Annotated in this window: 25 protein-coding genes, 1 other RNA gene and 1 pseudogene; 11 read left to right on the top strand and 16 right to left on the bottom strand. The window is 68.5% G+C overall.

Going from position 1 to position 22,914, the window contains the following annotated elements; genetic code table 11:
• Positions 1-147: 147 nt before the first annotated feature.
• From J3R73_RS30385 to J3R73_RS30375, 3 genes are all read left to right on the top strand, one after another.
• Complete coding sequence (locus J3R73_RS30385; protein ID WP_307436356.1) at positions 148-1,194, top strand: aldo/keto reductase; 1,047 nt, start codon at positions 148-150, stop codon at positions 1,192-1,194.
• A 135-nt stretch (positions 1,195-1,329) separates the two neighbouring features.
• Entirely contained in the window at positions 1,330-1,890 is a 561-nt protein-coding gene (thpR, locus tag J3R73_RS30380) for an RNA 2',3'-cyclic phosphodiesterase (protein ID WP_307436353.1), read from the top strand.
• Between the two features lie 10 nt (positions 1,891-1,900).
• Complete coding sequence (locus J3R73_RS30375) at positions 1,901-2,206, top strand: 4a-hydroxytetrahydrobiopterin dehydratase (protein WP_307436351.1); 306 nt, start codon at positions 1,901-1,903, stop codon at positions 2,204-2,206.
• Positions 2,207-2,212: 6 nt separating this feature from the next.
• On the opposite strand, the gene J3R73_RS30370 is transcribed toward J3R73_RS30375, so the two are convergent.
• The 8 genes and pseudogenes from J3R73_RS30370 to J3R73_RS30335 all read right to left on the bottom strand — a co-directional run bounded on the left by J3R73_RS30370 (position 2,213) and on the right by J3R73_RS30335 (position 7,909).
• Positions 2,213-2,398, bottom strand: coding sequence for a PIN domain-containing protein (locus J3R73_RS30370; protein WP_307437848.1), 186 nt, complete (start codon positions 2,396-2,398; stop codon positions 2,213-2,215).
• 13 nt (positions 2,399-2,411) lie between these two features.
• Positions 2,412-2,468, bottom strand: a pseudogene (locus J3R73_RS31600) (FitA-like ribbon-helix-helix domain-containing protein); the annotation flags it as partial.
• Between the two features lie 53 nt (positions 2,469-2,521).
• Positions 2,522-3,364 (bottom strand): ABC transporter permease, encoded by an 843-nt coding sequence (locus J3R73_RS30360; protein WP_307436348.1) that lies wholly within the window; start codon positions 3,362-3,364, stop codon positions 2,522-2,524.
• A 4-nt stretch (positions 3,365-3,368) separates the two neighbouring features.
• On the bottom strand, positions 3,369-4,235 hold the full coding sequence (locus J3R73_RS30355; protein WP_307436344.1) for an ABC transporter permease: 867 nt from the start codon (positions 4,233-4,235) through the stop codon (positions 3,369-3,371).
• Between the two features lie 5 nt (positions 4,236-4,240).
• Positions 4,241-5,335: an ABC transporter ATP-binding protein gene (locus tag J3R73_RS30350; protein WP_307436342.1), complete on the bottom strand. Its 1,095-nt coding sequence runs from the start codon at positions 5,333-5,335 to the stop codon at positions 4,241-4,243.
• A gap of 28 nt (positions 5,336-5,363) precedes the next feature.
• Positions 5,364-6,503, bottom strand: coding sequence for an extracellular solute-binding protein (locus J3R73_RS30345; RefSeq protein WP_307436339.1), 1,140 nt, complete (start codon positions 6,501-6,503; stop codon positions 5,364-5,366).
• A gap of 62 nt (positions 6,504-6,565) precedes the next feature.
• Positions 6,566-7,237 carry an alpha/beta hydrolase gene (locus J3R73_RS30340; RefSeq protein ID WP_307436336.1) on the bottom strand — a complete coding sequence of 224 codons (672 nt, stop codon included), beginning with the start codon at positions 7,235-7,237 and terminating at the stop codon, positions 6,566-6,568.
• Between the two features lie 12 nt (positions 7,238-7,249).
• Positions 7,250-7,909: a DNA-3-methyladenine glycosylase family protein gene (locus J3R73_RS30335; RefSeq protein ID WP_307436334.1), complete on the bottom strand. Its 660-nt coding sequence runs from the start codon at positions 7,907-7,909 to the stop codon at positions 7,250-7,252.
• A gap of 21 nt (positions 7,910-7,930) precedes the next feature.
• Between J3R73_RS30335 and gluQRS the strand changes: the two genes are divergently transcribed.
• Positions 7,931-8,866 (top strand): tRNA glutamyl-Q(34) synthetase GluQRS, encoded by a 936-nt coding sequence (gene gluQRS, locus J3R73_RS30330; RefSeq protein WP_307436333.1) that lies wholly within the window; start codon positions 7,931-7,933, stop codon positions 8,864-8,866.
• A gap of 143 nt (positions 8,867-9,009) precedes the next feature.
• On the opposite strand, the gene J3R73_RS30325 is transcribed toward gluQRS, so the two are convergent.
• On the bottom strand, positions 9,010-9,450 hold the full coding sequence (locus tag J3R73_RS30325; RefSeq protein WP_307436331.1) for an NfeD family protein: 441 nt from the start codon (positions 9,448-9,450) through the stop codon (positions 9,010-9,012).
• Position 9,451: 1 nt separating this feature from the next.
• A complete protein-coding gene (locus tag J3R73_RS30320) occupies positions 9,452-10,438 on the bottom strand; it encodes an SPFH domain-containing protein (protein WP_307436329.1) in 987 nt (328 codons plus the stop codon).
• Between the two features lie 282 nt (positions 10,439-10,720).
• Here J3R73_RS30320 and metX point away from each other — a divergent pair, with 282 nt between their 5' ends.
• Together metX and metW are read left to right on the top strand one after the other, a co-directional pair.
• A complete protein-coding gene (metX, locus tag J3R73_RS30315; protein ID WP_370880119.1) occupies positions 10,721-11,869 on the top strand; it encodes a homoserine O-acetyltransferase MetX in 1,149 nt (382 codons plus the stop codon).
• Positions 11,870-11,898: 29 nt separating this feature from the next.
• Positions 11,899-12,546, top strand: a complete 648-nt coding sequence (metW, locus tag J3R73_RS30310) for a methionine biosynthesis protein MetW (RefSeq protein WP_307437822.1) — start codon at positions 11,899-11,901, stop codon at positions 12,544-12,546.
• 10 nt (positions 12,547-12,556) lie between these two features.
• Here the strand turns inward: metW and J3R73_RS30305 are convergent, their stop codons facing one another.
• From J3R73_RS30305 to J3R73_RS30280, 6 genes are all read right to left on the bottom strand, one after another.
• Entirely contained in the window at positions 12,557-13,345 is a 789-nt protein-coding gene (locus J3R73_RS30305; protein WP_307436327.1) for a methyltransferase domain-containing protein, read from the bottom strand.
• A 223-nt stretch (positions 13,346-13,568) separates the two neighbouring features.
• On the bottom strand, positions 13,569-15,116 hold the full coding sequence (locus J3R73_RS30300) for a L,D-transpeptidase family protein (RefSeq protein WP_307436325.1): 1,548 nt from the start codon (positions 15,114-15,116) through the stop codon (positions 13,569-13,571).
• Positions 15,117-15,311: 195 nt separating this feature from the next.
• Positions 15,312-16,265, bottom strand: coding sequence for an acetyl-CoA carboxylase carboxyltransferase subunit alpha (locus J3R73_RS30295; RefSeq protein WP_307436324.1), 954 nt, complete (start codon positions 16,263-16,265; stop codon positions 15,312-15,314).
• Between the two features lie 113 nt (positions 16,266-16,378).
• Positions 16,379-17,164, bottom strand: coding sequence for an SDR family NAD(P)-dependent oxidoreductase (locus J3R73_RS30290; RefSeq protein ID WP_307436321.1), 786 nt, complete (start codon positions 17,162-17,164; stop codon positions 16,379-16,381).
• Positions 17,161-17,649, bottom strand: coding sequence for a tellurite resistance TerB family protein (locus J3R73_RS30285; protein WP_307436319.1), 489 nt, complete (start codon positions 17,647-17,649; stop codon positions 17,161-17,163). Before J3R73_RS30285 ends, J3R73_RS30290 begins: the two co-directional genes overlap by 4 nt.
• A 220-nt stretch (positions 17,650-17,869) precedes the next feature.
• Complete coding sequence (locus J3R73_RS30280; RefSeq protein ID WP_307436316.1) at positions 17,870-18,976, bottom strand: DUF4167 domain-containing protein; 1,107 nt, start codon at positions 18,974-18,976, stop codon at positions 17,870-17,872.
• Between the two features lie 461 nt (positions 18,977-19,437).
• Between J3R73_RS30280 and ffs the strand changes: the two genes are divergently transcribed.
• The 5 genes from ffs (at position 19,438) to J3R73_RS30255 (ending at position 22,889) form a co-directional block, all read left to right on the top strand.
• An RNA gene (ffs, locus tag J3R73_RS30275) (signal recognition particle sRNA small type) lies at positions 19,438-19,535 on the top strand.
• 54 nt (positions 19,536-19,589) lie between these two features.
• Positions 19,590-21,353 carry a DNA polymerase III subunit gamma/tau gene (locus J3R73_RS30270; protein ID WP_307436314.1) on the top strand — a complete coding sequence of 588 codons (1,764 nt, stop codon included), beginning with the start codon at positions 19,590-19,592 and terminating at the stop codon, positions 21,351-21,353.
• 125 nt (positions 21,354-21,478) lie between these two features.
• Positions 21,479-21,802 carry a YbaB/EbfC family nucleoid-associated protein gene (locus tag J3R73_RS30265; RefSeq protein ID WP_307436312.1) on the top strand — a complete coding sequence of 108 codons (324 nt, stop codon included), beginning with the start codon at positions 21,479-21,481 and terminating at the stop codon, positions 21,800-21,802.
• A 116-nt stretch (positions 21,803-21,918) separates the two neighbouring features.
• Positions 21,919-22,521 carry a recombination mediator RecR gene (gene recR / locus J3R73_RS30260; protein WP_307437820.1) on the top strand — a complete coding sequence of 201 codons (603 nt, stop codon included), beginning with the start codon at positions 21,919-21,921 and terminating at the stop codon, positions 22,519-22,521.
• 65 nt (positions 22,522-22,586) lie between these two features.
• Positions 22,587-22,889: a virulence factor gene (locus tag J3R73_RS30255; protein WP_307436309.1), complete on the top strand. Its 303-nt coding sequence runs from the start codon at positions 22,587-22,589 to the stop codon at positions 22,887-22,889.
• Positions 22,890-22,914 lie beyond the last annotated feature (25 nt).

The following is a 22,914-nucleotide window of genomic DNA, read 5'->3' as shown; positions in this document are numbered from 1 at the left end:
CGCGCTTTGCTTGCAGCGTCTTCGCGCTTCCCGCCCCTGCCGGCCGAAGGCAGAACCTCTTGGGGCGCTTGTTCGATCAGGCTCGAAGGACTTGCCAAGCGGGCTTGGAATGGGCCAAACAGGCAGCCTCTCGATCGGACGATTTTCATGAAATTTCATAAGCTCGGCCGCACCGGCCAGGACGTTTCCGTCATCTGCCTGGGCACCATGACGTTCGGCGAGCAGAACACCCAGACCGAGGGGTTCGAGCAGATGGATTACGCCCTGGAGCAGGGCATCAATTTCTTCGACACCGCCGAGCTCTATTCCGTGCCGCCGCGGGCGGAGACGACCGGATCGACCGAGCGCATCATCGGCGAATGGTTCAAGGCGCGGGGCACCCGCAGCAAGGTGATCCTCGCCTCCAAGGTCGCGGGGCCGACGCCCTTCACCTTCCTGCGCGGCAACAACGAGCCGGTCCATCTCAACCGGGCCCAGATGACGCAGGCGCTGGAGGGCAGCCTCCGTCGGCTGCAGACCGACCATATCGATCTCTACCAGATCCACTGGCCCGAGCGCCCGATGACGTGGGGCTCCAATCCCACCGCCTTCCAGCCCCATCCGGAAGACGAGACCACCAGCATCGTCGAACAGATCGAAGTGCTCGACGGTTTCGTCAAGGCCGGCAAGGTGCGCTGGATCGGCCTCTCCAACGAGAGCGCCTGGGGGACGATGCGCTTCCTCGCCGCGAGCGACACGCTCGGGCTCGCCCGCATGCAGTCGATCCAGAACGCCTATTCGCTGGTCAACCGCACCTTCGAGACGGCGCTGGCCGAGATCGCCATGCGCGAGCAAGTGGGCCTTCTCGCCTATTCGCCGCTCGCCCAGGGCTATCTCACCGGCAAGTACCGCAACGGCGCCCTGCCCGCCGGCTCCCGCAAGGCCCTGTTCAACCGCCTGCAGCGCTACGAGAAGCCCGGGGCGGACATCGCCATCGACGCCTATGTCGCTTTGGCCCAGGAATACGGCCTGGATCCCGCGCAGATGGCGCTCGCCTTCGTCAACACCCGGCCCTTCCTGACCGCCAACATCATCGGCGCCACCACCATGGCCCAGCTGAAGACGGCGATCGGATCGATCAACGTGACGATCTCGACGGATCTCGAAGCGCGCATCGGCGCCATCCACCAGCTCCACATGAATCCCGCGCCTTGATCGGAGCGGACGCTCCCGCCGACTTTTCCGCAGAAAAATCCGCGGCGCTCCCCGCCTGCGCTGCTTTGTCGTTTCACCTCGGCCGAAAAGGCTTCTAGACTCCGTGCATCTGAGACGATCGCATCGGATGTTTCCATGCCTCGCCTGTTCACGGCTCTCGAAGTCCCTCCCCTCGTCGGGATGACCCTATCCGCCCTGCGGGGCGGACTGCCCGGCGCTCGCTGGATCGATGTCGGCAACTACCACATCACCCTGTCCTTCATCGGCGACATCGACGACGCCCTCGCGCGCGATATCGCCGAGGCGCTCGACGGCGTGCGCCGCCCGAGCTTCGAGGTCACGGTGCAGGGCCTCGACGCCTTCGGGGGCGCCCGGCCGAAATCGGTCTATGCCCGTGTCCTGCCCTCGCCGGCGCTGATGGAATTGCAGGCGGTGCAGGAACGCCTGCTGCGCCGGCTCGGCGTGCCCGTGGAGAACCGGCAATACACCCCGCACATCACGCTGGCGCGGCTGCGTTCCGAGGCGACGGCGAGGCTGACCGCCGATTGGCTCGCTTTGCGCGGCGGCGGCCGGCTTTCCTTCACCGCCGATCGCTTCGTTCTCTACTCCTCCCGTGATTCGGTCGGCGGCGGTCCCTATATCGTCGAGGAAGCCTACGACCTGCAGCAGCCGCGCAGGATCGCGGCGCAGCGTTGAGAGGAACGCCATGCCCCAGCCCCGACTCACCGACGACCAGCGCCGCGCGGCGCTCGCCGAACTTCCGCAATGGACGATGGCCGAGGGCCGCGAAGCCCTGCAGCGCCGCTTCACCTTCCGCAATTTCAACGAGGCCTTCGGCTTCATGGCCCGGGCCGCGCTCACGGCCGAGAAGATGGACCATCACCCCGAATGGTCCAACGTCTACAAGACCGTCGACGTCGTCCTCGCCACCCACGATGCCGGCGGGCTGACCGAGCTCGACCTCAAGCTTGCCCGCGCCATGGACAGGATCGCGGCGACGATGGGAGCGTAATCCCCATCATGCGAGCCAGGGATCGATGACGGGCACGCCGGCGGCGACGAATGGCGCCGTGTCGCGGGTCGCGACAGCAAAGCCGTGAACGGCCGCGATGGCCGCGATCTGGCCGTCGGCGAAGGAAACAGCGTGGCCGTTCGCGCGGGCGCGGCCCATGATCGCGGCATTCGGCCTCCGTGCTGCGCCCATGCCGCGCAGCCTGCACCCTGATGGCGCGATGCACCTCATCCGGAAGATTTCGGATCGTGACGGAAGCCATGGGTTCCACCCTCTCGACGACAGAGAGATGATATCGTTTTTCCATATCTGATATCAGCGCTTCCCGGCGCGTTCCGCCTGCCCGGCCATCTCCTTCTCGCGGACGAGGCGACGCAGGATGTTGCGCCGGCGCGTCTCGTAGAGGACGGCGACGACGAGGGCGACGACGATGAGGATCAGCGCCAGGGCGTTGATCGAGGGATCCGCCCCGCTGCGGGTGCGGGAATAGACATAGGTCGTCAGCGTATGGGCGCCGCCCGCCGTGAAGGTGGTGACGTTGAAGTTCTCCACCGACTGGAAGAAGCCGAGCAGGGCGGCGGCGATCAGCGCCGGCCGCAGATGCGGGATGAGGACGCGCCGGACCATGCGGGCATGCGAGGCGCCGAGATCGAGCGCCGCCTCCTCGAGCGCCGGATCGAAGCTCTGCAGCCGCGCCAGCACCAGCAGCATCGCATAGGAGGCGATGAAGGACACCTGGCCGAGCACCGACAGATGCAGGCCCGCCGCGACGCCGAAACGGTTCCAGAACAGGAAGGTCGCGATGCCGATCACGATGCCCGGCATCAGGATCGGCGCGATCATCAGCCCGTAGAGCCCCCGGCGCAGGCGCGGATGGACGCCGTTGACGAGGATTGCGCCCGCCGTACCGATCGGCACCGCCAGCGCCACGACGGCGGCGGCCACGATGAGCGTGTTGAGGGCGGCGTTCCACATCTTCCCGTCGCCGAACAGCACGGCGAACCAGTGCCCGGTGAAGCCCTTCCACGGCAGGATCGAGGGAAAGGCCGAATCGTTCAGCGCCGCCCCGGCGGTGACCACCAGCGGCAGCAGCAGGAACAGGAAGAAGAGCACGACATAGAAGGCGGCGAGGCGGCGCCGGGTGCGATGGGCCTGCATGCGCCTACCTCGCCGTGCCGGACAGGCGGACGCGGAACAGCGCCAGCATCAGCGCCACGAACAGGGTGCACAGCACCAGCAGCAGGAAGGCATAGGCCGAGCCGGCGTGCCAGTCCTGGCTGTCGAAGAACCATTGCTGGATCACCTGGGTGAACCAATGGGAATTGGGCGATTCCAGGAGGTTCGGCACCAGGATCGAGCCGGCCGACAGCATGAACACCATCACGCAGCCCGCCGCGATGCCCGGCTTGGCGTGGGGAACGACGACGCGCCAATGGGTGCGCCAGCGCGAGGCCCCGAGATCCCGCGCCGCTTCGATCTGGCTGGTGTCGAGCGACTGGATGGCATTGTACACCGGCAGCAGCATGAACAGGATGTAGGTGTAGGCGAGCCCGACGATGATGCCGTTATAGGAGGCGAGCCAGCGGATCTCGGTGCCGAGCAGCGAGTTCAGCACGCCCTTGTAGTCGAGGATGATCTTCCAGGCGAAGGCGCGCAGCAATTCGCTCACCAGCATCGGCACCAGGAGCAGGCCGAGAAGCGTCGCCGCCGCGCTGTCCGAGACCGACTTCGCCGTGAAATAGGCCACCGGATAGGCGGCGGCGAGGCAGAGCGCCGTGACGACGCAGGAGACCAGCACGGTGACCAGGAACACCCGGACATGCAGCCAGCTCACGAAGAAGGTGGCGTAGTTGGCGATGGTGTAGACATCCTTCGGCCCACCCGCCTCCGCCACCGGCAGGAGGGGGCGGAACGAATAGTCGACCATGATGATGTCGGGCAGCACGACCAGGACGAGCAGCCAGAAGGCGGTCATCGCCACGAAGAGGGTGGTCAGCCCCGGGCCGTAGCGGCGCAGGAGACGATCCATGGGCCTCACCCCCGCCCGGTCGCGGCTGCGTCGTGCAGGATGACGGCGCGGTCCGGCATGAAGTTGAAGTAGAGCCGCTCGCCGGGACGCGGCAGCATGGCGCCCGGATCGTTGCGGACCTGGACGATCTGCGTGGCGTCGCGCGCGTCACGCGTGTGGACATGGACGACGCTGCCCTCGAAGGTCAGTTCGAGCACCTCGACCGGGAGCGAATTGAGCTCGGGGTTGGGCGCCGCCTCCAGCCGCGCATGCTCGGGCCGGATATAGAGCTTGGCCCGGGCGTGGTGGCCGACGCCCGGACCGGGCCGCGCGGCGAAGGTGCCCTGTGCGGTGCGGAACTTCACCATGCCGTTGCCCATGCCGGTGACGACGCCCGGCAGGACGTTGTTCTCGCCCACGAAGGAGGCGACGAAGCCGTTGGCCGGCGTGTTGTAGATTTCCGTGGGCGTGCCGACCTGCTGCAGCACGCCGTGCGACATCACCGCGACGCGGTCCGACATCGCCAGCGCCTCGCTCTGGTCGTGGGTGATGTAGATGAAGGTGATGTTGGTGCGCCGCTGGATAGCGCGCAGTTCGCCGCGCATATGCATGCGCAGCTTGAGGTCGAGCGCCGACAGGGGCTCGTCCAGCAGCATCACCTTGGGCTCCACCGCCAGCGCCCGGGCGATGGCGACGCGCTGGCGCTGGCCGCCCGACATCTGGCTGACGCGCTTGTCGGCCGCCCCGTGCAGGTCGACGAGGCGCAGCAGTTCCTCCGCCCGCGCCCGGCGCTGCGCCTTCGGCACCCCGCGCACCTCCAGCCCGAAGGCGATGTTCTCCCAGACCGGCATCAGCGGAAACAGCGCCAGGTTCTGGAAGATCAGCGCGGTCGGCCGCTCATTGGGGCCGATGCCCTGCATGTCGCGGCCCCCGATGCGGATCGCGCCCGAACTCGGCTGGGTGAAGCCCGAGATCATGCGCAGGATCGTCGTCTTGCCGCAGCCCGACGGGCCGAGGAACGAGAAGAATTCGCCGGCCTTGACGGTGACGTCGACATTGTCGACGGCCCGGAAACTGCCGAAATTCATGGTGACGCCGGAAAGCTGGACGTCTTCGCTCATGCATGCCCCCGCATCTGGCAGTCCACCCTCACGCCGCGCGCCATTTGTCGGCATATTCGCCGCGCAGCGCGACGAACCAGGTCGGTTGCGGCGGCCACCACCAGATCTTCGACAGCGCGTCGGCCGGATAGGCCCTCCGGTAGAAATCCTTGATCTTCGCATCGACGAGATCGATCGCCCCGCTCGCCGTCGGATTGGCGGAAAAGGCGGTCGCATAGGCGGCCGAGCCTTCCGGCGTGGCGATGAACCTCGCCCATTCATGCGCCTGCTCGACATTCCTCGCCGCCTTGAGCAGGACATAGCCCTGCAGCCAGCCGAAGGCGCCCTCCTTCGGCGCGATGAAGCCGAAGCCGTCGGCGGAGAGGGTCTGCCCCGTGGCGTCCCAGGTCAGCCCGAGCGTGCAGCCATTGGTGCGGAAGGCCGCCTCCGCGTCGTTCTCACCGATCCAGAACTGCACGACATTGGCCTTGTGCTTGACCGCCTCGGCCAGGGCGATGTCCCACAGCTGGCGCATCGAGGCCGGGTCCTTGTAGCTGTCGAGCCAGGGCCTCGGCAGCCTGCCCTGCGCCTCCAGCACGCGGCCCATCGCCGCCAGCGAGGAATGGGCGCGCAGCGTCACCTTACCGGTGAATCGCGGGTCGAACAGGTCCGCCAGCGCCGCCGTGCCATAGGCCATCGGCGCCTCCTTGACCGAATAGGTCAGCGCCTCCGTTCCCCACACGATCGGCAGGAAGAAGCGCCGGCCATTGACCATGCCGCTCTGGGTCAGGAACGCCTTGTCATAGGCATCGATGCTGACATTGCCCTCGTTCCAGGGCTGCAGCAGGTCGTTGTCGATCCAGGCCGGCAGGCGGTCGATGCTGGGCTCGGCGATGTCGGCCGCCGCGGTCTGCGCGCCGAGGCGGGCCTGCGCCAGCATCGAATCCTGGTCCGGCTGATCGATGAAATTGATGGTGATGCCGGTCCTGTCGGTGAACTTCCGGAACAGCTCGTCGAAATGATAGCCCGACCAGCCCATGTAATTGAGTTCGCCCGACGAGGAGCGCGCGCTGCGGACAAGGGCCGGCGATGCGACGGCGCCGAGCGCCGCCGCCTTGGCGAGGGAAGCGGACCGCCGCAGAAAGGCACGGCGGCTGAGGGATCGGCCGAAGCCCTTCCTGGCATTCATCGCACGCTCTCGGATCGGGAGAAGTCGGGGAGAGTATGGCGTCAATCCGCGGCAATAGGCAATCAGGCGTGCGGCGCGAGGATCCGCGCCAGGAAGTCCCCGCCGAGCCGGAGGCCGTCGCCGTCGATGCCGTGGCCGACGCCGTGGCTGAGGTGGAATTCCGTGGGCACGCCGAGCGCGCCGAGGCCCTGCACCGAATAGTCGAGCGCCTGCGGCGGGATGACCTCGTCCCGGTCGCCATGCACGAGCAGCACCGGCGGCCGGGCGGTGATCTCCGCCGCCATCGCGGTGACGGGAGCGCCGTCCGGCCCCACCAGCAAGCCGGAATAGCCGGCGATGGCGCCGGGCGCCGCCTTCCGGCGCAGGCCGACATGCAGCGCCATCATCGTGCCCTGGCTGAAGCCGACGAGGGCGAGCGCCTCGTCGGTCAGGCCCTGGCGCTGCAGTTCGGCGTCGAGGAAGGCGTCGAGGGCCGGCCGTGCCGCCTGGACGCCGTGCCAGCGCTCATTGGGCATGCGGAACGTCAGCGCAAACCATTGGCGCCCGTGGGGCGCGCCGGCGCAGGGCTGCGGCGCATGGGGCGAAACGAAGGCCGCGTCCGGCAGCACGTCCTGCCACACCCGCCCGATATCGATGAGGTCGTTGCCGTCGGCGCCATAGCCGTGGAGGAAGACCACCAATTGGCGGGCCTTGCCGGATCTGGCCGCAAGACGGGGCCCGTCGATCGCTGTCATCGCTGTCTCCATTCATGGGGCCGCGCTGTCCGGGACGGGCGCGCCGGGTCCCGACTTGACCTTGGCGTAATAGGCCCAGAGCAGGCGGGCCGCAACGCCGCGCCAGGGCCGCCAGGCCTCGGCCAGGGCGATAAATTCAACGGGCTTCGGCCGGGCGTCGAGGCCGAAGACGAGGCGGGCCGCCTCCTGGAGGGCGAGGTCGCCGGCCGCGAAGGCGTCGGCATGGCCGAGACAGAACATCAGGTAGATGTCCGCCGTCCACGGACCGATGCCCTTGACCGCGCAAAGCGCCGCATGCGCCGCATCGGCGTCGCAGGAGGCGAGGGCCTCGAGGTCGAGCCCGCCGGCCACGGCCTGCGCCAGCGCCCGCAACGTGCGGATCTTCGGCGATGACAGGCCGCCGGCCCGGAAATCCGCCTCGGGCGCCGCCAGCAGGCGCTCGGGCGTGAACGGATCGAAGACCGCGCGCGTGCGGGCCCAGATCGCATTGGCGCTGGCGACCGACACCTGCTGGGAGACGACGATCCAGGCGAGCTCCGGGAAGCCGCCGGGCCGGCGGCGCAGGGGCGGCTCGCCGCAGAGGGCATGGAGCGCGGCCAGCCGCGGATCGAGCGCCCGCAGCGCCTCGACCCCGGCGAGAATTTCCGCCCGCGAATGAATGATGGCCGCCATGCCCCGTGATACACCGGCGCGATGACGATTCCAGCCTCCCCTTCGCCGTCGGGCGGCCCGGTCCTGCGTTTTGCGCCGAGTCCCACCGGTCCTCTCCATCTCGGCCATGCCTATTCGGCCCTGCTCAACGCGGAGAAGGCAAGGCGCATGGGCGGGCGGCTCCTGCTGCGCATCGAGGATATCGACGTCACCCGCTGCCGGCCGGACTTCGTCGAGGCCCTGCTGGAGGACCTCGCCTGGCTCGGCCTCGAATTCGAGTCCCCCGTCCGCCGGCAGTCCGCGCATTTCGACGATTACCGCGAGGCCCTCGACCGGCTCGCCGCCCGGGGCCTGCTCTACCGCTCCTATGCCTCGCGCAGCGCGATCGCCGCGGCGACGGCGGATCCGGGCCATCCCCGCGATCCCGACGGCGCACCGCTCTACCCCCGCGCCCGCCTGGCGGCCGCCGACGATCCCGCCGGCCGCGGGCCGGGCGAGCCCTTCGCCCTCCGCCTCGACATGGCACGGGCCGCCGCCCTGGTCCCGCCGCTCGCCTGGCGCGAGGAGCGCGAGGGGATGGAAGGCGGTTTCGATCCCGTTCCCGCCGATCCGGCGCTCTGGGGCGACGTCGTCCTCGCCCGCAAGGAGTTTCCCGCCAGCTATCATCTCGCCGTCGTGGTCGACGACGCCCTGCAGGGCGTCACCCATGTCGTGCGCGGCCGGGATCTCTACGAGGCGACGGCGCTGCACCGCCTGCTCCAGGCCCTGCTCGGCCTGCCGGAGCCCGTCTACCATCATCACCGGCTGGTCCAGGGGCCGGATGGCGAAAAACTCTCCAAGAGCCTGCGTTCGAAGAGCCTGCGCGCCCTGCGCGCCGAGGGCGCGACGCCGCAGGACGTCAGGCGGTGGGTCGGGCTGGCATCGGATATCTTCCCGGGACCGCGGACGTCTCGTCCGCTTCGACCGGGACATCCGTAGAGACAGCGCCTGAAGAAGCGGGCGGCAGTCTCGATCGAGGCGAAGGACCGATCTCCCGACCTTCTGCGGTCTGTGCGGATCGATTTCCCTTGGGAACAAGGGCGGACGAGACGTCCGCGCTCCCAGGAGGGGAGCCCCGGGCCTTACTCCACCACCAGCCGGCCGCCGTCGATACGCATCACGCGCACCCGGGTCCCGGCCGGCGCATCCGCGCCGCTGACATGCCACACCGTGTCGCCGATGCGGATGCGCCCCTCGCCGCCGACGATGGGCTCGGCCAGCGTGAAGGCCTGGCCGACGAGCGCCGCGGCGCGGCGGTTGAGGAAGGGCTGGTCGGCGGCATCGGCATCGGCGCGCGCGGCCAGACGCCGGCCGAGCCAGGCGAAGGCGACGCCCAGCACGGCGAACAGCAGCAGCGCATAGGGCCAGTCCATCGCCACGAACAGGTGGACGATGCCCGTCGCCGCCGCGGCGAGGCCGAGCCACAGCATGAAGGCGCCGGGCGCCGCCAGTTCCGCGCCCATCAGCAGGGCGGCGACGACGAACCACCCCCAGACCGCCACCGGAGACGGGTCCGGCATCATGTCAGCTCTGCCTCGTGTCGACATGCGGCACGCCGGAGCCTCCGCGTCGGGCCTGGACGGCCGCCTCGCCGAACGTCGCCTTGGCGATCTCGCCGATGCCGGCGAGAGAGCCGATCAGCGCGGTGGCCTCCATCGGCAGCACCACGACCTTCTGGTTCGGCGCGCTGGCGATCGCCTGCATCGCCTTCACATATTTGTCGGCGATGAAATAATTGAGGGCGGCCACATTGCCCCGCGACAGCGCCTCCGAGACGACGAGCGTCGCGGCGGCCTCGGCCTGGGCGGAGCGCTCGCGCGCCTCGGCGTCGCGGAAGGCGGCTTCCTTGCGGCCTTCCGCCTCCAGCACCTGCGACTGCTTCTGCCCCTCCGCCTTCAGGATTTCGGACTGGCGCTGGCCCTCGGCCTCCAGGATGACGGCACGCTTTTCACGCTCGGCCTTCATCTGGCGCCCCATCGAGGCGATGAGATCGGCCGGGGGGACGATGTCCTTGATCTCCACGCGCGTGATCTTGATGCCCCAGCTGATGGCGGCGGCATCGACCACCGTCAGGAGGCGGGTGTTGATCTCGTCGCGATGCGAGAGGAGCTGGTCGAGATCCATCGACCCCATCACCGTGCGGATATTGGTCATCAGCAGGTTCATGATCGCGCTGTTGAGGTTGGCGACCTCATAGGCGGCGCGGGGCGCATCGATCACCTGGTAGAAGGCGACCCCGTCGACCGCCACTGTCGCATTGTCGCGGGTGATGATCTCCTGGGTCGGCACGTCGAGGACCTGCTCCATCATGTTCATGCGCACGCCGACGCGATGAAACAGCGGCGGCACGATGTTGAGGCCGGGCTGGATGGTGTAGGCATAGCGCCGGAAGCGCTCAATGGTATAATTATACCCCTGCGGGACGGTTTTGACCATCTTCATCAGGAAGATCAGCAGCACGATGGCGATGGCGACGATCGCGGTGCTGGCATTGAGGGCGATGGTGGACATGGTGGCTCCCTGGAAGGACGCGCGGCGGCATAGGCCGGCCTGTTCTACCGGGCCGCAGGGCCGGCGCAAAGCCCGGGCCCGGCCGATACCGGCCGGCGCGGGCGAAAACGCACGCCCGCTTCCAGCCGGCAAAGCATCCGCTTGCATCGTTCCGCAAACTCTGGTTATGCCGGACGAAGCGTTCGGCATATCGAACGGCGCTGGCGAGATCCCATCGATCCAGGCGAGGCGGGAAAGGGCGGCATGTCGGAAGGCGAACAGATGCGCGCGAGCTTTCCGGAAATGGCTCGCAAGCAGGCGGACCATCCCGACGACAGCCTGGTCGTGGATTTCGGGCCCGACCAGCCGCTGCGGCTGGACAGCGGGCTCGACTTCGCGCCGCTGCGCATCGCCTACACCACCGCCGGCAGGCTCAACGCCGACCGCTCCAATGCCATCCTCGTCTGCCACGCGCTGACGGGCGACCAGCACGTCACCAACGTCCATCCCGTCACCGGCCGGGCCGGCTGGTGGGACGTCATGGTCGGCCCGGGCCGGCCGATCGACACCGAGCGGTTCTTCGTGATCTGCCCCAACGTGATCGGCAGCTGCATGGGCTCGAGCGGGCCGGCCTCGACCAATCCCACCACCGGCAGACCCTACGGCCTCGATTTCCCCGTGGTGACGATCGCCGACATGGTGCGCGCGCAGGCGATGCTGCTCGACGGGCTCGGCATCGCCACCCTGTTCGCGGTGATCGGCGGCTCCATGGGCGGCATGCTGGTGCAGCAATGGGCGGCGGCCTATCCCTCCCGTGTGTTCTCGGCGCTGTGCATCGCCAGCGCCTCGCGCCATTCGGCCCAGAACATCGCCTTCCACGAGGTCGGCCGCCAGGCCATCATGGCCGATCCGGACTGGCATGGCGGGCAATATATCGAAGCCGGCACGCGCCCCACCAAGGGGCTCGCCGTCGCCCGCATGGCCGCTCACATCACCTATCTGTCGGAAGGGGCGCTGCAGCGCAAATTCGGCCGCAACCTGCAGGACCGCGCCGCGCGGACCTTCACCTTCGACGCCGACTTCCAGATCGAGAGCTATCTGCGCCACCAGGGCCTGAGCTTCGTCGACCGCTTCGACGCCAATTCCTACCTCTATGTCACCCGCGCCATGGATTATTTCGATCTCGCCAGCGACCATGGCGGCAGCCTGGCGACCGCCTTCCGCGGCACCGCCACGCGTTTCTGCATCGCCTCCTTCACCTCCGACTGGCTGTTCCCCACCTCGGACTCGCGCCAGATCGTGCATGCGCTCAACGCCGCCGGCGCCCGCGTTTCCTTCGTCGAGATCGACACCGACAAGGGCCATGACGCCTTCCTGCTCGACATTCCCGAGCTCTTCGACATCGTCCGCGGCTTCATCGGCGCGGCCTCGCGCGCCAGGGGCATCGCATGACGCGCTTCCGGATCCGGCGCGATCTGACGATGGCGGCCCAGCGGGTCGGCGATCCCAGCGATGCCGCGCCGGCGGGAGCGCGGCTCGACCTGCTCAAGATCCGCGACATGGTCACGCCCCAGGCCCGCGTCCTCGACGTCGGCTGCGGCGACGGCGAGCTGCTGACGCTCCTCGCGTCGACCCGCGGCGTCGACGGCCGCGGCATCGAGCTGAGCCAGCTCGGCGTCAACACCGCCGTCAGCCGGGGCCTGGCGGTGATCCAGGGCGACGCCGATTCGGACCTCGCCAACTACCCGGCCGATTCCTTCGACTACGTCATCCTGTCCCAGACGCTGCAGGCGACGCGCAATCCCCGGCTGGTGCTGGAGGACATGCTGCGCATCGGACGGCGCGTGATCGTCTCCTTCCCGAATTTCGGCCATTGGCGCATCCGCCGCCAGATCCTCCTGCGCGGCCGCATGCCGGTCACCGAGAACCTGCCCTATGAGTGGTACGACACTCCCAACATCCATTTCTGCAGCATCCGCGACTTCGTCGAGCTGGCCCGCAAGCTCGATGCGGTGATCGAGCGCGCCGAGGCGCTCAAGCTGAACGGCCAGCCTGTCCAGGTGAAGGCGCCGTGGTGGTTCTGGAACCTGTTCGGCGAGCAGGCGGTCTTCCTGCTGCGCCGGCGGTGACGCCGCCTCCTCAACCCTGATGAGCGGCCGGGTCCTGCCCGGAGCCGATGCGGGGAACCGGCACGCCCGAAAGCCCGGCCGGGCTCGGGATCAGCACCGGCCGGAACCGCGGGGCGCTGATGCGCCTCGTGCGCACGGTGATCGGGCGGAAGACCTGCTTGGACGCCTCGACGATGTGCACGCCTGCGAAGGGGAAGGCGAGGCGTTCGGCCAGCCGCTCATAGGTCGGCGCCGAACGCAGGGCCCAGCCATGGATGAACGGCGGCAGGTACAGGGCCTCCGTCCAGTTGACCGGCGAGAACAGGGCATCGCGCAGCAGCCGCATCAATTGAGGGCGCGAGAAGGGCCGGCCATTGCCGAAAGGCGTCGCGTCCGACCGCGCCCACACGCCGCGCCGGTTCGGCGCCACCAGGATCACGGTGCCGCCCGGGGCGAGCACACGCCAGATCTCGCGCAGCGTGTCGGAGGCGGATTCGGCCTCCTCGAGCAGATGGACGGCGAGCACGCGGTCGATGCAGCCATCCGCCAGCGGCAGTTCCGTCTCCTCGACCAGCGCCGCCGCGATCGGGCCGCCGTTCGGCCATTCGAGGACGCCCTGCGTCGCCGGGTTGAACGACAGCACCCGTTCAGCCTCGTCGCGGAACAGGGCGAGATAGGGAACCGCGAAACCGACGCCGGCGACGCGCAGACCGGTGACGTCCTGCCAGCGGGCCCGGATCTTGCCGCCGATCAGCCTTGCGGCGACCCGGCCCAGATTGGTTTCGTAGAAGTCGCGCAGATCGACGACGTCAAGCGACATGATATGAACCGGATGGCTTCCACCCCGTCACCGCGCGGGACTTCGCGTTGAGGAGGGATGCCCGACATGGGTGCCCCCGCGCGGATTTCGCGCCTTCCGGCGGGAACTTGTCAAGGCGGCGGACACCAGGCTCGAAGCCGCGCCCGCCCGGACATCAGGCCGGCCGGCCCCACCCCCGGAGAACCGGAGCCCAGGGCTACAGCGCCGCAAGGAAAGCGAGAACCTAGTTGGCGCCGGTGGTGGCGGGCGTGTCGTCGGCGAAGCCGAGCCAACGCTTGTAGAAGGGCTGGTCGCTCGACTGATTCTGCAGCGGAGCTGGCATGGTGGCGACCGTACCGGCGGAAGCCATGACGGGTCCGCTGAACTTCACCGGCTCGCTATTATGCAGGCGCTGCTTGGGATGCGAACGCGTGGCATGCGGTACGAGGACGGGGCCGTAGCTCTGCGCCTGCGCGACGGATTGTGCCGGCTTGGTCTCGGCCTCGTCGCCGGAGCCGCCGAGCCAGCGGACATAGAAGGGCTTGCTGTTGTCATCCGACGTCGCCGCCGCGATCTCCTGGGCCGGCGTCGGGGCCGCGGAATCGGCCCTGGCAACCACCGTGACGGGCTTCTTCGGAGCGACCGGCATCGACGTTCCCAGGAGGCGGGCATACACGACCTGCTGCCGGGCGGCGACGGCATCCGGGTTGGCCGGGCCCTTGAGCGGACGGCGGGCGACCGCCGCCTCGGACATCAGGAGCTCCTCGGCCGCCGAATAGGTGATCCGTTTGGCGGCCATGGTATCGGCCTCGGTCGCCGGCGTGCCGTTGTCGTTGAGAGCGACTTCGACCACTGCAGCGCTGGTGAAGGGCCGATCCTTGCCCGGAACGGCGGTCTGGTCGACGGCGCGCGCCAGGAAGGCCGGATTGGCGCCGCCATCCTCATAGATATAGCTGACGGCCCTGGTGCCCGAATTCACCAGCGAGGCGACCTCCGCGTCGTCGTGCCTCTTCTTCTCGATCACCGCCGTCGCGACGTCGCGGCTGATGGGCGAAAGGCCGCAGGCCGTGCCGTTCTCGCCGTTGAAGACGTAGCGGCCCTTGCAGACGTCGACCTTCACCGCCTGCTTGGTGACCTCGAAATTGTCCGACCCTTCCTTCAGGTTCTGCCAGAATCCGATGTTCGGGTTGCGCCGCGCCTGCGCCAGGTTCTCGGCCGTCATGCGGAACGGATAGGATTGCAGCTGGAACGCCGGCTGGCCGCCCTGCAGCGCCTCGCGGGCGACGGAATAGAGCTCGGCCATCTGGCCGTCGGTCATGGCGAAGCAGCCGCGCGAGGAGCACGAGCCATGCACCATGATGTTGCCGCCGGCGCGGCCAAGCTGGCGATCGAAATTGTTGGGATAGCCGACGTCGAACGAGAGGTAATAATTCGAATTCGGATTCAGCTGGCTCTGGCCCACCGAATAGAAGCCCTCGGGAACCTGGCGGTCACCCTCGTTCTTCTTGGGGCCGAGCTGGCCGGACCAGCGGCAGATCGGATAGGTCTTCAGCAGCGCGAAATGGCCGCTCGATGTCTGCTTCCACAGCTCGAGCTCCGATTCCTTCTTGTAGACCCGGACCAGGATGGGGGCGCTGCGCGGCATGTCCTTGGCGGCCATATCGGCACGCAGGGCCTCCGGAATCGGCGTCGTCGAACGCAGGCTTGCCCCGTTTTGGGAACAGCTTGCAGCCAGCAGCATGATACCGGCCGCGAGGGCGATCTTGCGCATCAGCGTGAGGTGAGCCGTCATGAGTTAGCGAGCCCGTGCAAAGACACTTCCAGAGATTGCAAAAACTTAGCGGTAATGGACCTTTGCCGCAAGCGGCGGGTTCATACTGGTTACGCAGCACGGTAAACAGGGCGTTAAGGCGACAATGCCTGATTCCGGCGAAAACACCTAGTGCCTTTTTTCCGACATTTTCGGCGCGGATGCGGGCGGCCGCGGCTACAGGCTGCGGCCGATCATCAGGAATTTGTCCTGGCGGGCTCGCTTCACCGCATCGCGTGACAGGCCCGCGAGGTCCTTGAGCGCGTTCTGGATGAAATCGCCCGTCGTCTCGATCGCCTTTTCGGGCGTGCGGTGGGCACCGCCCGTCGGCTCCGGAATGATGGCGTCGATGACGCCGAATTTGAGGAGGTCCTGCGCAGTGATCTTCATGTTGTTGGCCGCGTCCTGCGCCTTGGACGGCTCGCGCCACAGGATGGACGCCGCCCCCTCGGGCGAGATCACCGAATAGACCGAATGTTCCAGCATCAGCACGCGGTTGGCGGCAGCGACGGCGATCGCCCCGCCCGATCCGCCCTCGCCGATGACGATGGCGACGTTCGGCACGCCGAGCGCCAGGCACGCATCGGTGGAGCGGGCGATGGCCTCGGCCTGGCCCCGTTCTTCCGCGCCGATGCCCGGATAGGCCCCGGCCGTGTCGACGAAGGACAGCACCGGCAGCTCGAAGCGATCAGCCAGTTCCATCAGCCGCACGGCCTTGCGATAGCCCTCGGGCCTCGCCATGCCGAAATTGTGGCGGATGCGGCTTTCGGTGTCCGATCCCTTCTCATGCCCGATGATGCAGACGGATTCGCCCCGGAAACGGCCGAACCCGCCGATGATGGCCTCGTCCTCGCCGAATTTCCGGTCACCCGCCAGCGGAGTGAAATCCTCGACCAGCGCCTTGACGAAATCGGTGGTGTGCGGCCTTTCCGGGTGGCGCGCCACCATCGTCTTCTGCCACGGCGTCAACTGGGCATAGAGATCGCGCAGCGCCTGGTTCGCCTTGACCTCCAGGCGCTGGATCTCGTCGCCGATCGCCACAGCATCCCCCGATTCAGCGATCGCACGGAGTTCCTCAACCTTCGCCTCGAGCTCGGCGACGGGTTTTTCGAAATCGAGATAGCTGCGCATGGGGCTCCGCGAGGCGACCAAAGGGAGCCGGAAACTGGGGTTTCACGCGGGGGAAGTCAAGGAACGCTTTTGGAGCCGGCCCCCGCCCGCAGCCCGACGGATGGCGTCCGCCGTCAGTTTCGCCGCTGGCGCTGGGCGGCGGCGAGAACAGGCAGGACGAAGCGCGTCGGCACGACGGCGAGGACGGCGATCATCAGCCGGGTGACCAGGCCGGGCACCACCACCCGCCGGCCGGCATAATAGCCGGCGAGGCCGAGATGGGCGACGTCACGCGCCGAAAGCTGGCCCGCCAGCGCCATGGCGCGGGAGCCGCCGAAACCGGCCCGCGCGCCGAAATTCGTCGCCACCGGCCCCGGGCAGAGCGCGCAGACCCTGATGTCGTTGCCCCGCTCCTCATAGCCGAGCGCCCGCGTCAGCGAGACCACGAAGGCCTTGGTCGCGTAATAGACGGCGAGGCCCGGCCCCGGCGTGAAGCCGGCTACCGAGGCGACGTTGAGGATGCCGCCCCGGTTGGCGCGGATCTCCGGCAGGAAAGCCAGGGTGAGCGCCAGGAGCGCGCGACAATTGAGGTCGACCATGCCGAGTTGGCGCCCGGCGGGCAGGTCGCCCATGTCGCCGGCGAGGCCGAAGCCCGCATTGTTGACGAGGTGGCGCACCTTCAGCGCCTGCGAGCGCAGCGCCGCGGCGATCGCATCCGCCGCGTCCGGTCGCTCGAGATCGAGGGGCAGGACGGCGACGAAACGCCCGGTCGCCGCGGCGATATCGCCCTGGACCCGCGCCAGTTCGGGCTGCGAGCGGGCCACCAGCACGAGGTCCTCGCCCTGTTCGGCAAGCAGGCGGGCGATCTGCTCGCCGATGCCGCTGGAAGCGCCCGTCACCAGCGCGACCGGCCGGCTCATTCGCTCGCCTCCGGCAGGGCGACGTCGTTGCGCGCGGCGACCTTGCCGCGGACCGCGATGCGGTCCTGGACGGACACGCCCAGCGTCTCGGCGACGCGCCAGACCAGATTGTCCTCGAACTCGTGCAGGGCCCGGTCCGCGAAGGCGATCTCCCACATCATCTCGACGATGCGCTTGCGCCCCTCGGCGTCATAGGCACGCTTCACCACGCCGGTGAAATCGTTGAAATCGAGCACGTCGCGATTGCGCTCGCCGGCCGCGGCCAGCAAGGCGCGGGTTTCCTCGGCATTCAGGGAGAAGCGTTCCTGCAGCAGCGCTTCGAGGCGAAGCTTCTCGGCGGGGCTCTGCACGCCGTCGACATTCATCGCATAGACCAGGAGGCCGGCGGCCGCCACGCGATGATCGGTCTCGTCGAACACGTAGCGCGGCCGCGCCCGGTTTCCCGGCGTGAAGGCCCGCACCAGGTTCTGCAAACGAGCCAGCATCGCATCGCCCCCTGTCCGTTCCGCGCCGGCCTCCGCCGCCCGCCTCGGTCCCTCATGTGTCGCCGGACGCGCAAGGCGCCGGCCAGCCCGCCACATTGCGCATGAATCAGACGAGGCGCGCAAGCCGCAAATGCGCGGACGCCCGGCAGGCGCCGACGCAAAACCGGCGGCCTGGAGGGGCCGCCGGCAAAATCACGTGTCTCGATCGGTCGACTGGCGTTTATTCGCCGGCCGGCTCGATGTTCGGCAGGAGCGTCTCGCCCGGCTCCACGCGCTTGGTCACGCGGCGCCGGCGCGGCCGCAGCGGCGCGCGGGCCTCGCCCTCGCCTTCCACGGCGGGCGGCGCGGCAGCGGCCGCCGGAGCCCCGGTGATGAAGGACGGCAGGGTCGAGAGCGCATTGTCGTCGTGGATGTCGGGCTGGGGCTGGTCGACCGGCACGACGGGTGCGGGCTGGAAGCTGCGCTCGACATGGGGGGCGCGTTCGGCCGGCTGGCGCTCGGCCTGCGGGCGTTCGGCCGGCGGGCGTTCCTCGTGGCGCTCGGCAAAGGGCTGCCCCTCGCCGTTGCGCTCGCGGAAGGGACGCTCGGACCGGTCGCCGAAGCGCCTGTCGCGGCGGCTCTGGCGCGGGGCGTAGGGGCGAGGCTCGCCGCCGCCTTCCCCCTCGGGGCCGGGGGCGGCGCCGGGCGCGGGCTCGAAGCTGCGCTCGGCGCGGTAGGGACGGTCCTCGCGCTGCGGCCGGTCGTCACGGCCGTCGCGGGAAAAGCGTTCCTCGCGCTGCGGACGCTCGCCGCTGAAGCGCTCGTTCCGGTCGCGGAAGCGCGGTTCGCGATAGGGTTGCTCGCGATAAGGCTGCTCGCGGAAGGGCTGTTCTCCCTCCGGGCGGGCCTCCTGGCGCTCGCCATAGTTCTGGCGATCGCCGTAATTGCGCTCGCGCGCTGGCTGCACCAGGCGCGGCTGGTCGTCATAGGACTGATTCGGCGGGGTATAGGACTGCGGCATCGACGGGATCGGGCCTTCGAACTCCGAATCCTCTCCGTCGTCCTCCTCCTCGGCGGCCTGTCCGTAGCCCTGCTGGCCGAACTGGGGCTGCGCCGCCGCGATGATGCGGAAATAATGCTCCGCGTGCTGCAGATAGGCCTCCGCCAGGATCGGGTCGCCGGAGGACTGGGCATCGCGTGCGAGCTGGACATATTTCTCGGCGATGTGGGCGGCCGTGCCGCGAACCTTCACATCGGGGCCGTTCGATTCATAGCTTCGGCTGAGCGGGTTCGGGCCCTTGCCGCCACGGCTGCGCCCGCGCATGCGCTTTTGCTGTCCCTGCCTCATGGATAGGTCTCATTCTCCGCTTCGAGTTGCGCGTGCCCGCAGGGGCATGAGGTCCCGCCATGTCCCTCGCCATGTTTCGATCCGCACCCGGTCAGGAAAACCATCGCAATGCTTCGATCCAGGCGCAGGACAAGGAAATCATGGTCCCATCTGCGTCGCGCGCAGCCGCACATTCCGCCAGATCGCCACCTCGGCTCTTGCAGATCGGAATGGGCATTTCTATCGTTGGGGCGAACGAGCGCTTCGCTCGATGTTCGACAAGAGTGCTTCCCGCACCAAAGCCGGCTCGTACTATCGACGCCAGCCCCGAACGATTCCTGTATCCCTAGATAGTCGCTCGGGCAGCAAAGTCCAAATGGTTTTTGTGGTAAAACCACCGGAAATTCCGACAATCTGTCGCAGGGCGGGAAATTCGGCCCGCCCGCTTGTCATTCGGCGCCGAATGCCCCATATACCCGGCCGGGAGGTTGGCGGTGGACGCAACACTCGCCAACCGGGTCAGGTCCGGAAGGAAGCAGCCCCAACGAGACCGCTGCGGGTCTTCGTCCAGCCTCCTGCCTCGTTTTTGCGGCAGCATCGCGCACGGCCCCCTTCGAGGGAATCGGAGGATTTGATGGAAGACGCGATCGAACAGCCGCCTGCATCCCAGCCCTACCGGGTCCTGGCGCGCAAATACCGCCCGCAGACCTTCGACGACCTCATCGGCCAGGATGCGATGGTGCGCACCCTGTCCAATGCGTTCGAGACCGGGCGCATCCACCAAGCCTATATGCTCACGGGCGTGCGCGGGGTCGGCAAGACCACGACGGCGCGCATCCTGGCGCGCGGCCTCAATTACGAGCCGGCCGAGGGCGGCGGCAAGCCGACCATCCACATGCCCGTGCTCGGGCGCCACTGCCAGGCCATCATCGACAGCCGCCACATCGACGTGATGGAGCTCGACGCCGCCTCGCACAACGGCGTCGAGAACATCCGCGAGATCACCGACGGCGTGCGCTATGCGCCGGTATCGGCCCGCTTCAAGGTGCTCATCATGGACGAAGTCCATATGGTGACCACCAACGCCTTCAACGCGCTGCTGAAGACGCTAGAAGAGCCGCCGCCGCACGTCAAGTTCGTCTTCGCCACCACCGAGATCCGCAAGGTCCCCATCACCATCCTGTCGCGCTGCCAGCGCTTCGACCTGCGCCGGGTCGACAGCGGCCTGCTCGCGCGCCATCTCGCCGCCATCTGCGAGAAGGAGGGCGTCGCCATCGACGCGGAGGCCCTGGCGATGATCGCCCGCGCCGCGGAAGGCTCGGTCCGCGATTCGCTGTCGCTGCTCGACCAGGCCATCGCCCATGGCGGCGGCTCGATCGATGCCGAAAGCGTGCGCGCGATGCTGGGCCTGGCCGACCGCTCGCGCGTGATCGACCTGTTCGAGGCGGTGATGCGGGGCGATGCCGCCGCGGCGCTCGACGAGCTGCGCGACCAGTACGACCAGGGGGCCGACCCGGCCGTCGTGCTGTCGGAGCTGGCCGAGTTCACCCATTTCGTCACGCGCGTGAAGATCTCGCCCGCCGCGGCGAAGGACGCCTCGGCCACCGAGATCGAGCGGACCCGTGCGTCGGACCTCGCGCAGAAGCTGTCGATGCGGGCGCTGACCCGCCAGTGGCAGATGCTGCTCAAGGGCATTCCCGAGACGCAGACGGCCGCACGGCCGCTGGCCGCCGCCGACATGGTGCTGGCGCGGCTGTGCTATGCGGCCGACCTGCCGTCCCCCGACGAGCTCATCCGCCAATTGTCGGACGGCAGGGGCGTGCCGGCCCGCAATGCCGCGCCGGCTCCGTCCGCCCCTCCCGCCGCGCCGCGCGCGCAGCTCATCACCAGTTCCTCGCAGCCGCGGCCCGCCTTCCAGGCGGAGCCCGCCGCCCCTGCCGTGCCGGTGCGCGCCTTGGCGAGCTTTCCCGAGATCGTCGGCCTCGCCATGGAAAAGCGCGACCTGCCGCTGAAGCTCGCCCTCGAGCGTTTCGTGCGGCTGGTCGCCTTCGCCGACGGCCGGCTCGACGTCGCGCTCGAGCCGGGCTCGCCGCAGGGGCTGGTCAACGATCTCTCGCGCAAATTGTCGGACTGGACGAGCCGGCGCTGGCTCGTGGTCATCTCCTCGGAGAAGGGCGCGCCGACGCTTCGCGAACAGGCGGAGGCGCGGCAGGCGGCCGTGCTCACCGGCGTGCGTGCCGATCCGCTGGTGCGCGCCGCGATGGAGCGCTTTCCGGGCGCCGAGATCGTCGACGTCCGCGACAACGGGCCGGTGGCCGTGCAGGCCTTGCCGCCCGCTCCCGACGACGAGGCGGACGACGCCGACGACGGCCACATCTATTCGGCCGACGACCTATAAAGCAAAATGCGTTCAAGCAGGACAGGTTCGCCAATTTTAACACATTGTTATCGGAAGCATTTTGCGATGCTTGGCGACTCGGTCTGAAGATGGAACGCTTAAGACCCATGGCATAAGGAGCCCCCATGAAAGACGTGATGGGTATGATGAAGCAGGTCCAGGCCATGCAGTCCAAGATGCAGGACCTGCAGGCCGAGCTGGAGCGGACCGAGGTGGAAGGCGTGGCCGGCGGCGGCCTCGTCAAGGTGCGCCTGACCGCCAAGGGCGAGATGAAGGCCATCGCCGTCGACGACAGCCTCTTCAAGCCCGAGGAGAGGGAGATCGTCGAGGATCTCATCCTCGCCGCCCACAACGACGCCCGCGCCAAGGGCGAGCGGCTGATGCAGGAGAAGATGGGCGCCCTCACCGCGGGCCTGCCGATCCCGCCGGGCATGAAGCTTCCCTTCTGACAACGCCCATGCGCGGAGCGGCATGAATCCGGATGAGGCGGCGCTCCCGCCGCCTCATCCGTGCAAAACCCCGATTCCCCCTCGCACCCGGTGCATGGATCGCCTATCTGATCGCCATGGCATCCGTCACCGGCCCCGAAATCGAACGTCTCATCCAATTGCTCGCGAGGCTGCCCGGCCTGGGGCCGCGCTCGGCGCGCCGGGCTGCGCTGACGCTGATCAAGAAGCGCGACCAGCTGATGGTGCCGCTCGCCGCCGCCCTGCAGATCGCCTGCGAGCGGGTGGTGGTGTGCTCGAACTGCGGCAATATCGACACTGCCGACCCCTGCACCCTCTGCCGGGATCCGCGGCGCGACACCTCGCTCCTCGTGGTGGTCGAGACCGTCGGCGACCTCTGGGCGCTGGAGCGCGCCGGCGTGATCAATGCGCGCTACCACGTGCTCGGCGGCACGCTCTCGCCGCTCGACGGCATCGGCCCGGGCGACCTCAATATCGACGGCCTCGTCGCGCGCGTCTCGGCCGGCGGCGTCACCGAGGTGATGCTGGCGCTCAACGCCACCGTCGACGGCCAGACCACCGCCCATTACGTCACCGACCTGCTGGCGCCGACCGGCGTCAAGGTGACGAAACTGGCGCATGGCGTGCCGGTCGGAGGCGAGCTCGACTATCTCGACGAGGGTACGTTGGCCGCCGCAATCCGCAGCCGCACGCCGTTCTGAGCCGGCGGCGGGCCCTCCCCCTCCCCCGAAACGCCGCCTCCGCGAAGTCCAGCCCAGGAAAGCCCATGGCCCAGCTCATCATCACCTATTGGCGCGACATTCCCGCCCAGGTCACCGCCAAGCAGGGGCGCACCAGCGCCCGGCGCGAATTGCCGCTGCGCTTCACCGAGGCGATCGACATGGCCGCGATGCGCTCGGGCGCTGCCGGAACCGACGATTACCTCGCCGAATGGCGCCGCGGCGCGCCCGTCGAGTGCGGCAGCGACCTCGAAGCCGAGGTTTCGGCGGCGATGGCGAAGATCGAGGCGGAATACGACAAGGAGCGGCTGGTCGCTCTTGCCAAGAATGGCGGCAGAGAGGGGGTATAGCCCCCCGGCCCCGGAGTCATCGATC

It is taken from the genome of Labrys monachus (assembly GCF_030814655.1).
GTDB lineage: Bacteria > Pseudomonadota > Alphaproteobacteria > Rhizobiales > Labraceae > Labrys > Labrys monacha.
The sequence above is the reverse complement of the archived record's forward strand: the minus strand, read 5'-3'. Positions and strand labels throughout refer to the sequence as shown.

Excerpts from the sequence above, each read along its gene's own strand:
- metX (WP_370880119.1), top strand. The coding sequence starts at position 10,721 with ATGGCTCGCAAGCAGGCGGACCATCCCGACGACAGCCTGGTCGTGGAT.
- J3R73_RS30305 (WP_307436327.1), bottom strand. The coding sequence starts at position 13,345 with ATGTCGCTTGACGTCGTCGATCTGCGCGACTTCTACGAAACCAATCTG.
- J3R73_RS30265 (WP_307436312.1), top strand. The coding sequence starts at position 21,479 with ATGAAAGACGTGATGGGTATGATGAAGCAGGTCCAGGCCATGCAGTCC.
- J3R73_RS30370 (WP_307437848.1), bottom strand. The coding sequence starts at position 2,398 with ATGGGCGCAGCACGGAGGCCGAATGCCGCGATCATGGGCCGCGCCCGC.
- recR (WP_307437820.1), top strand. The coding sequence starts at position 21,919 with ATGGCATCCGTCACCGGCCCCGAAATCGAACGTCTCATCCAATTGCTC.
- J3R73_RS30350 (WP_307436342.1), bottom strand. The coding sequence starts at position 5,335 with ATGAGCGAAGACGTCCAGCTTTCCGGCGTCACCATGAATTTCGGCAGT.
- J3R73_RS30285 (WP_307436319.1), bottom strand. The coding sequence starts at position 17,649 with ATGCTGGCTCGTTTGCAGAACCTGGTGCGGGCCTTCACGCCGGGAAAC.
- J3R73_RS30345 (WP_307436339.1), bottom strand. The coding sequence starts at position 6,503 with ATGAATGCCAGGAAGGGCTTCGGCCGATCCCTCAGCCGCCGTGCCTTT.
- J3R73_RS30325 (WP_307436331.1), bottom strand. The coding sequence starts at position 9,450 with ATGATGCCGGACCCGTCTCCGGTGGCGGTCTGGGGGTGGTTCGTCGTC.
- J3R73_RS30295 (WP_307436324.1), bottom strand. The coding sequence starts at position 16,265 with ATGCGCAGCTATCTCGATTTCGAAAAACCCGTCGCCGAGCTCGAGGCG.
- J3R73_RS30280 (WP_307436316.1), bottom strand. The coding sequence starts at position 18,976 with ATGAGGCAGGGACAGCAAAAGCGCATGCGCGGGCGCAGCCGTGGCGGC.
- metW (WP_307437822.1), top strand. The coding sequence starts at position 11,899 with ATGGCGGCCCAGCGGGTCGGCGATCCCAGCGATGCCGCGCCGGCGGGA.
- J3R73_RS30385 (WP_307436356.1), top strand. The coding sequence starts at position 148 with ATGAAATTTCATAAGCTCGGCCGCACCGGCCAGGACGTTTCCGTCATC.
- J3R73_RS30270 (WP_307436314.1), top strand. The coding sequence starts at position 19,590 with ATGGAAGACGCGATCGAACAGCCGCCTGCATCCCAGCCCTACCGGGTC.
- thpR (WP_307436353.1), top strand. The coding sequence starts at position 1,330 with ATGCCTCGCCTGTTCACGGCTCTCGAAGTCCCTCCCCTCGTCGGGATG.
- J3R73_RS30360 (WP_307436348.1), bottom strand. The coding sequence starts at position 3,364 with ATGCAGGCCCATCGCACCCGGCGCCGCCTCGCCGCCTTCTATGTCGTG.
- J3R73_RS30355 (WP_307436344.1), bottom strand. The coding sequence starts at position 4,235 with ATGGATCGTCTCCTGCGCCGCTACGGCCCGGGGCTGACCACCCTCTTC.
- J3R73_RS30340 (WP_307436336.1), bottom strand. The coding sequence starts at position 7,237 with ATGACAGCGATCGACGGGCCCCGTCTTGCGGCCAGATCCGGCAAGGCC.
- gluQRS (WP_307436333.1), top strand. The coding sequence starts at position 7,931 with ATGACGATTCCAGCCTCCCCTTCGCCGTCGGGCGGCCCGGTCCTGCGT.
- J3R73_RS30290 (WP_307436321.1), bottom strand. The coding sequence starts at position 17,164 with ATGAGCCGGCCGGTCGCGCTGGTGACGGGCGCTTCCAGCGGCATCGGC.
- J3R73_RS30335 (WP_307436334.1), bottom strand. The coding sequence starts at position 7,909 with ATGGCGGCCATCATTCATTCGCGGGCGGAAATTCTCGCCGGGGTCGAG.
- J3R73_RS30300 (WP_307436325.1), bottom strand. The coding sequence starts at position 15,116 with ATGACGGCTCACCTCACGCTGATGCGCAAGATCGCCCTCGCGGCCGGT.
- J3R73_RS30320 (WP_307436329.1), bottom strand. The coding sequence starts at position 10,438 with ATGTCCACCATCGCCCTCAATGCCAGCACCGCGATCGTCGCCATCGCC.
- J3R73_RS30255 (WP_307436309.1), top strand. The coding sequence starts at position 22,587 with ATGGCCCAGCTCATCATCACCTATTGGCGCGACATTCCCGCCCAGGTC.
- J3R73_RS30375 (WP_307436351.1), top strand. The coding sequence starts at position 1,901 with ATGCCCCAGCCCCGACTCACCGACGACCAGCGCCGCGCGGCGCTCGCC.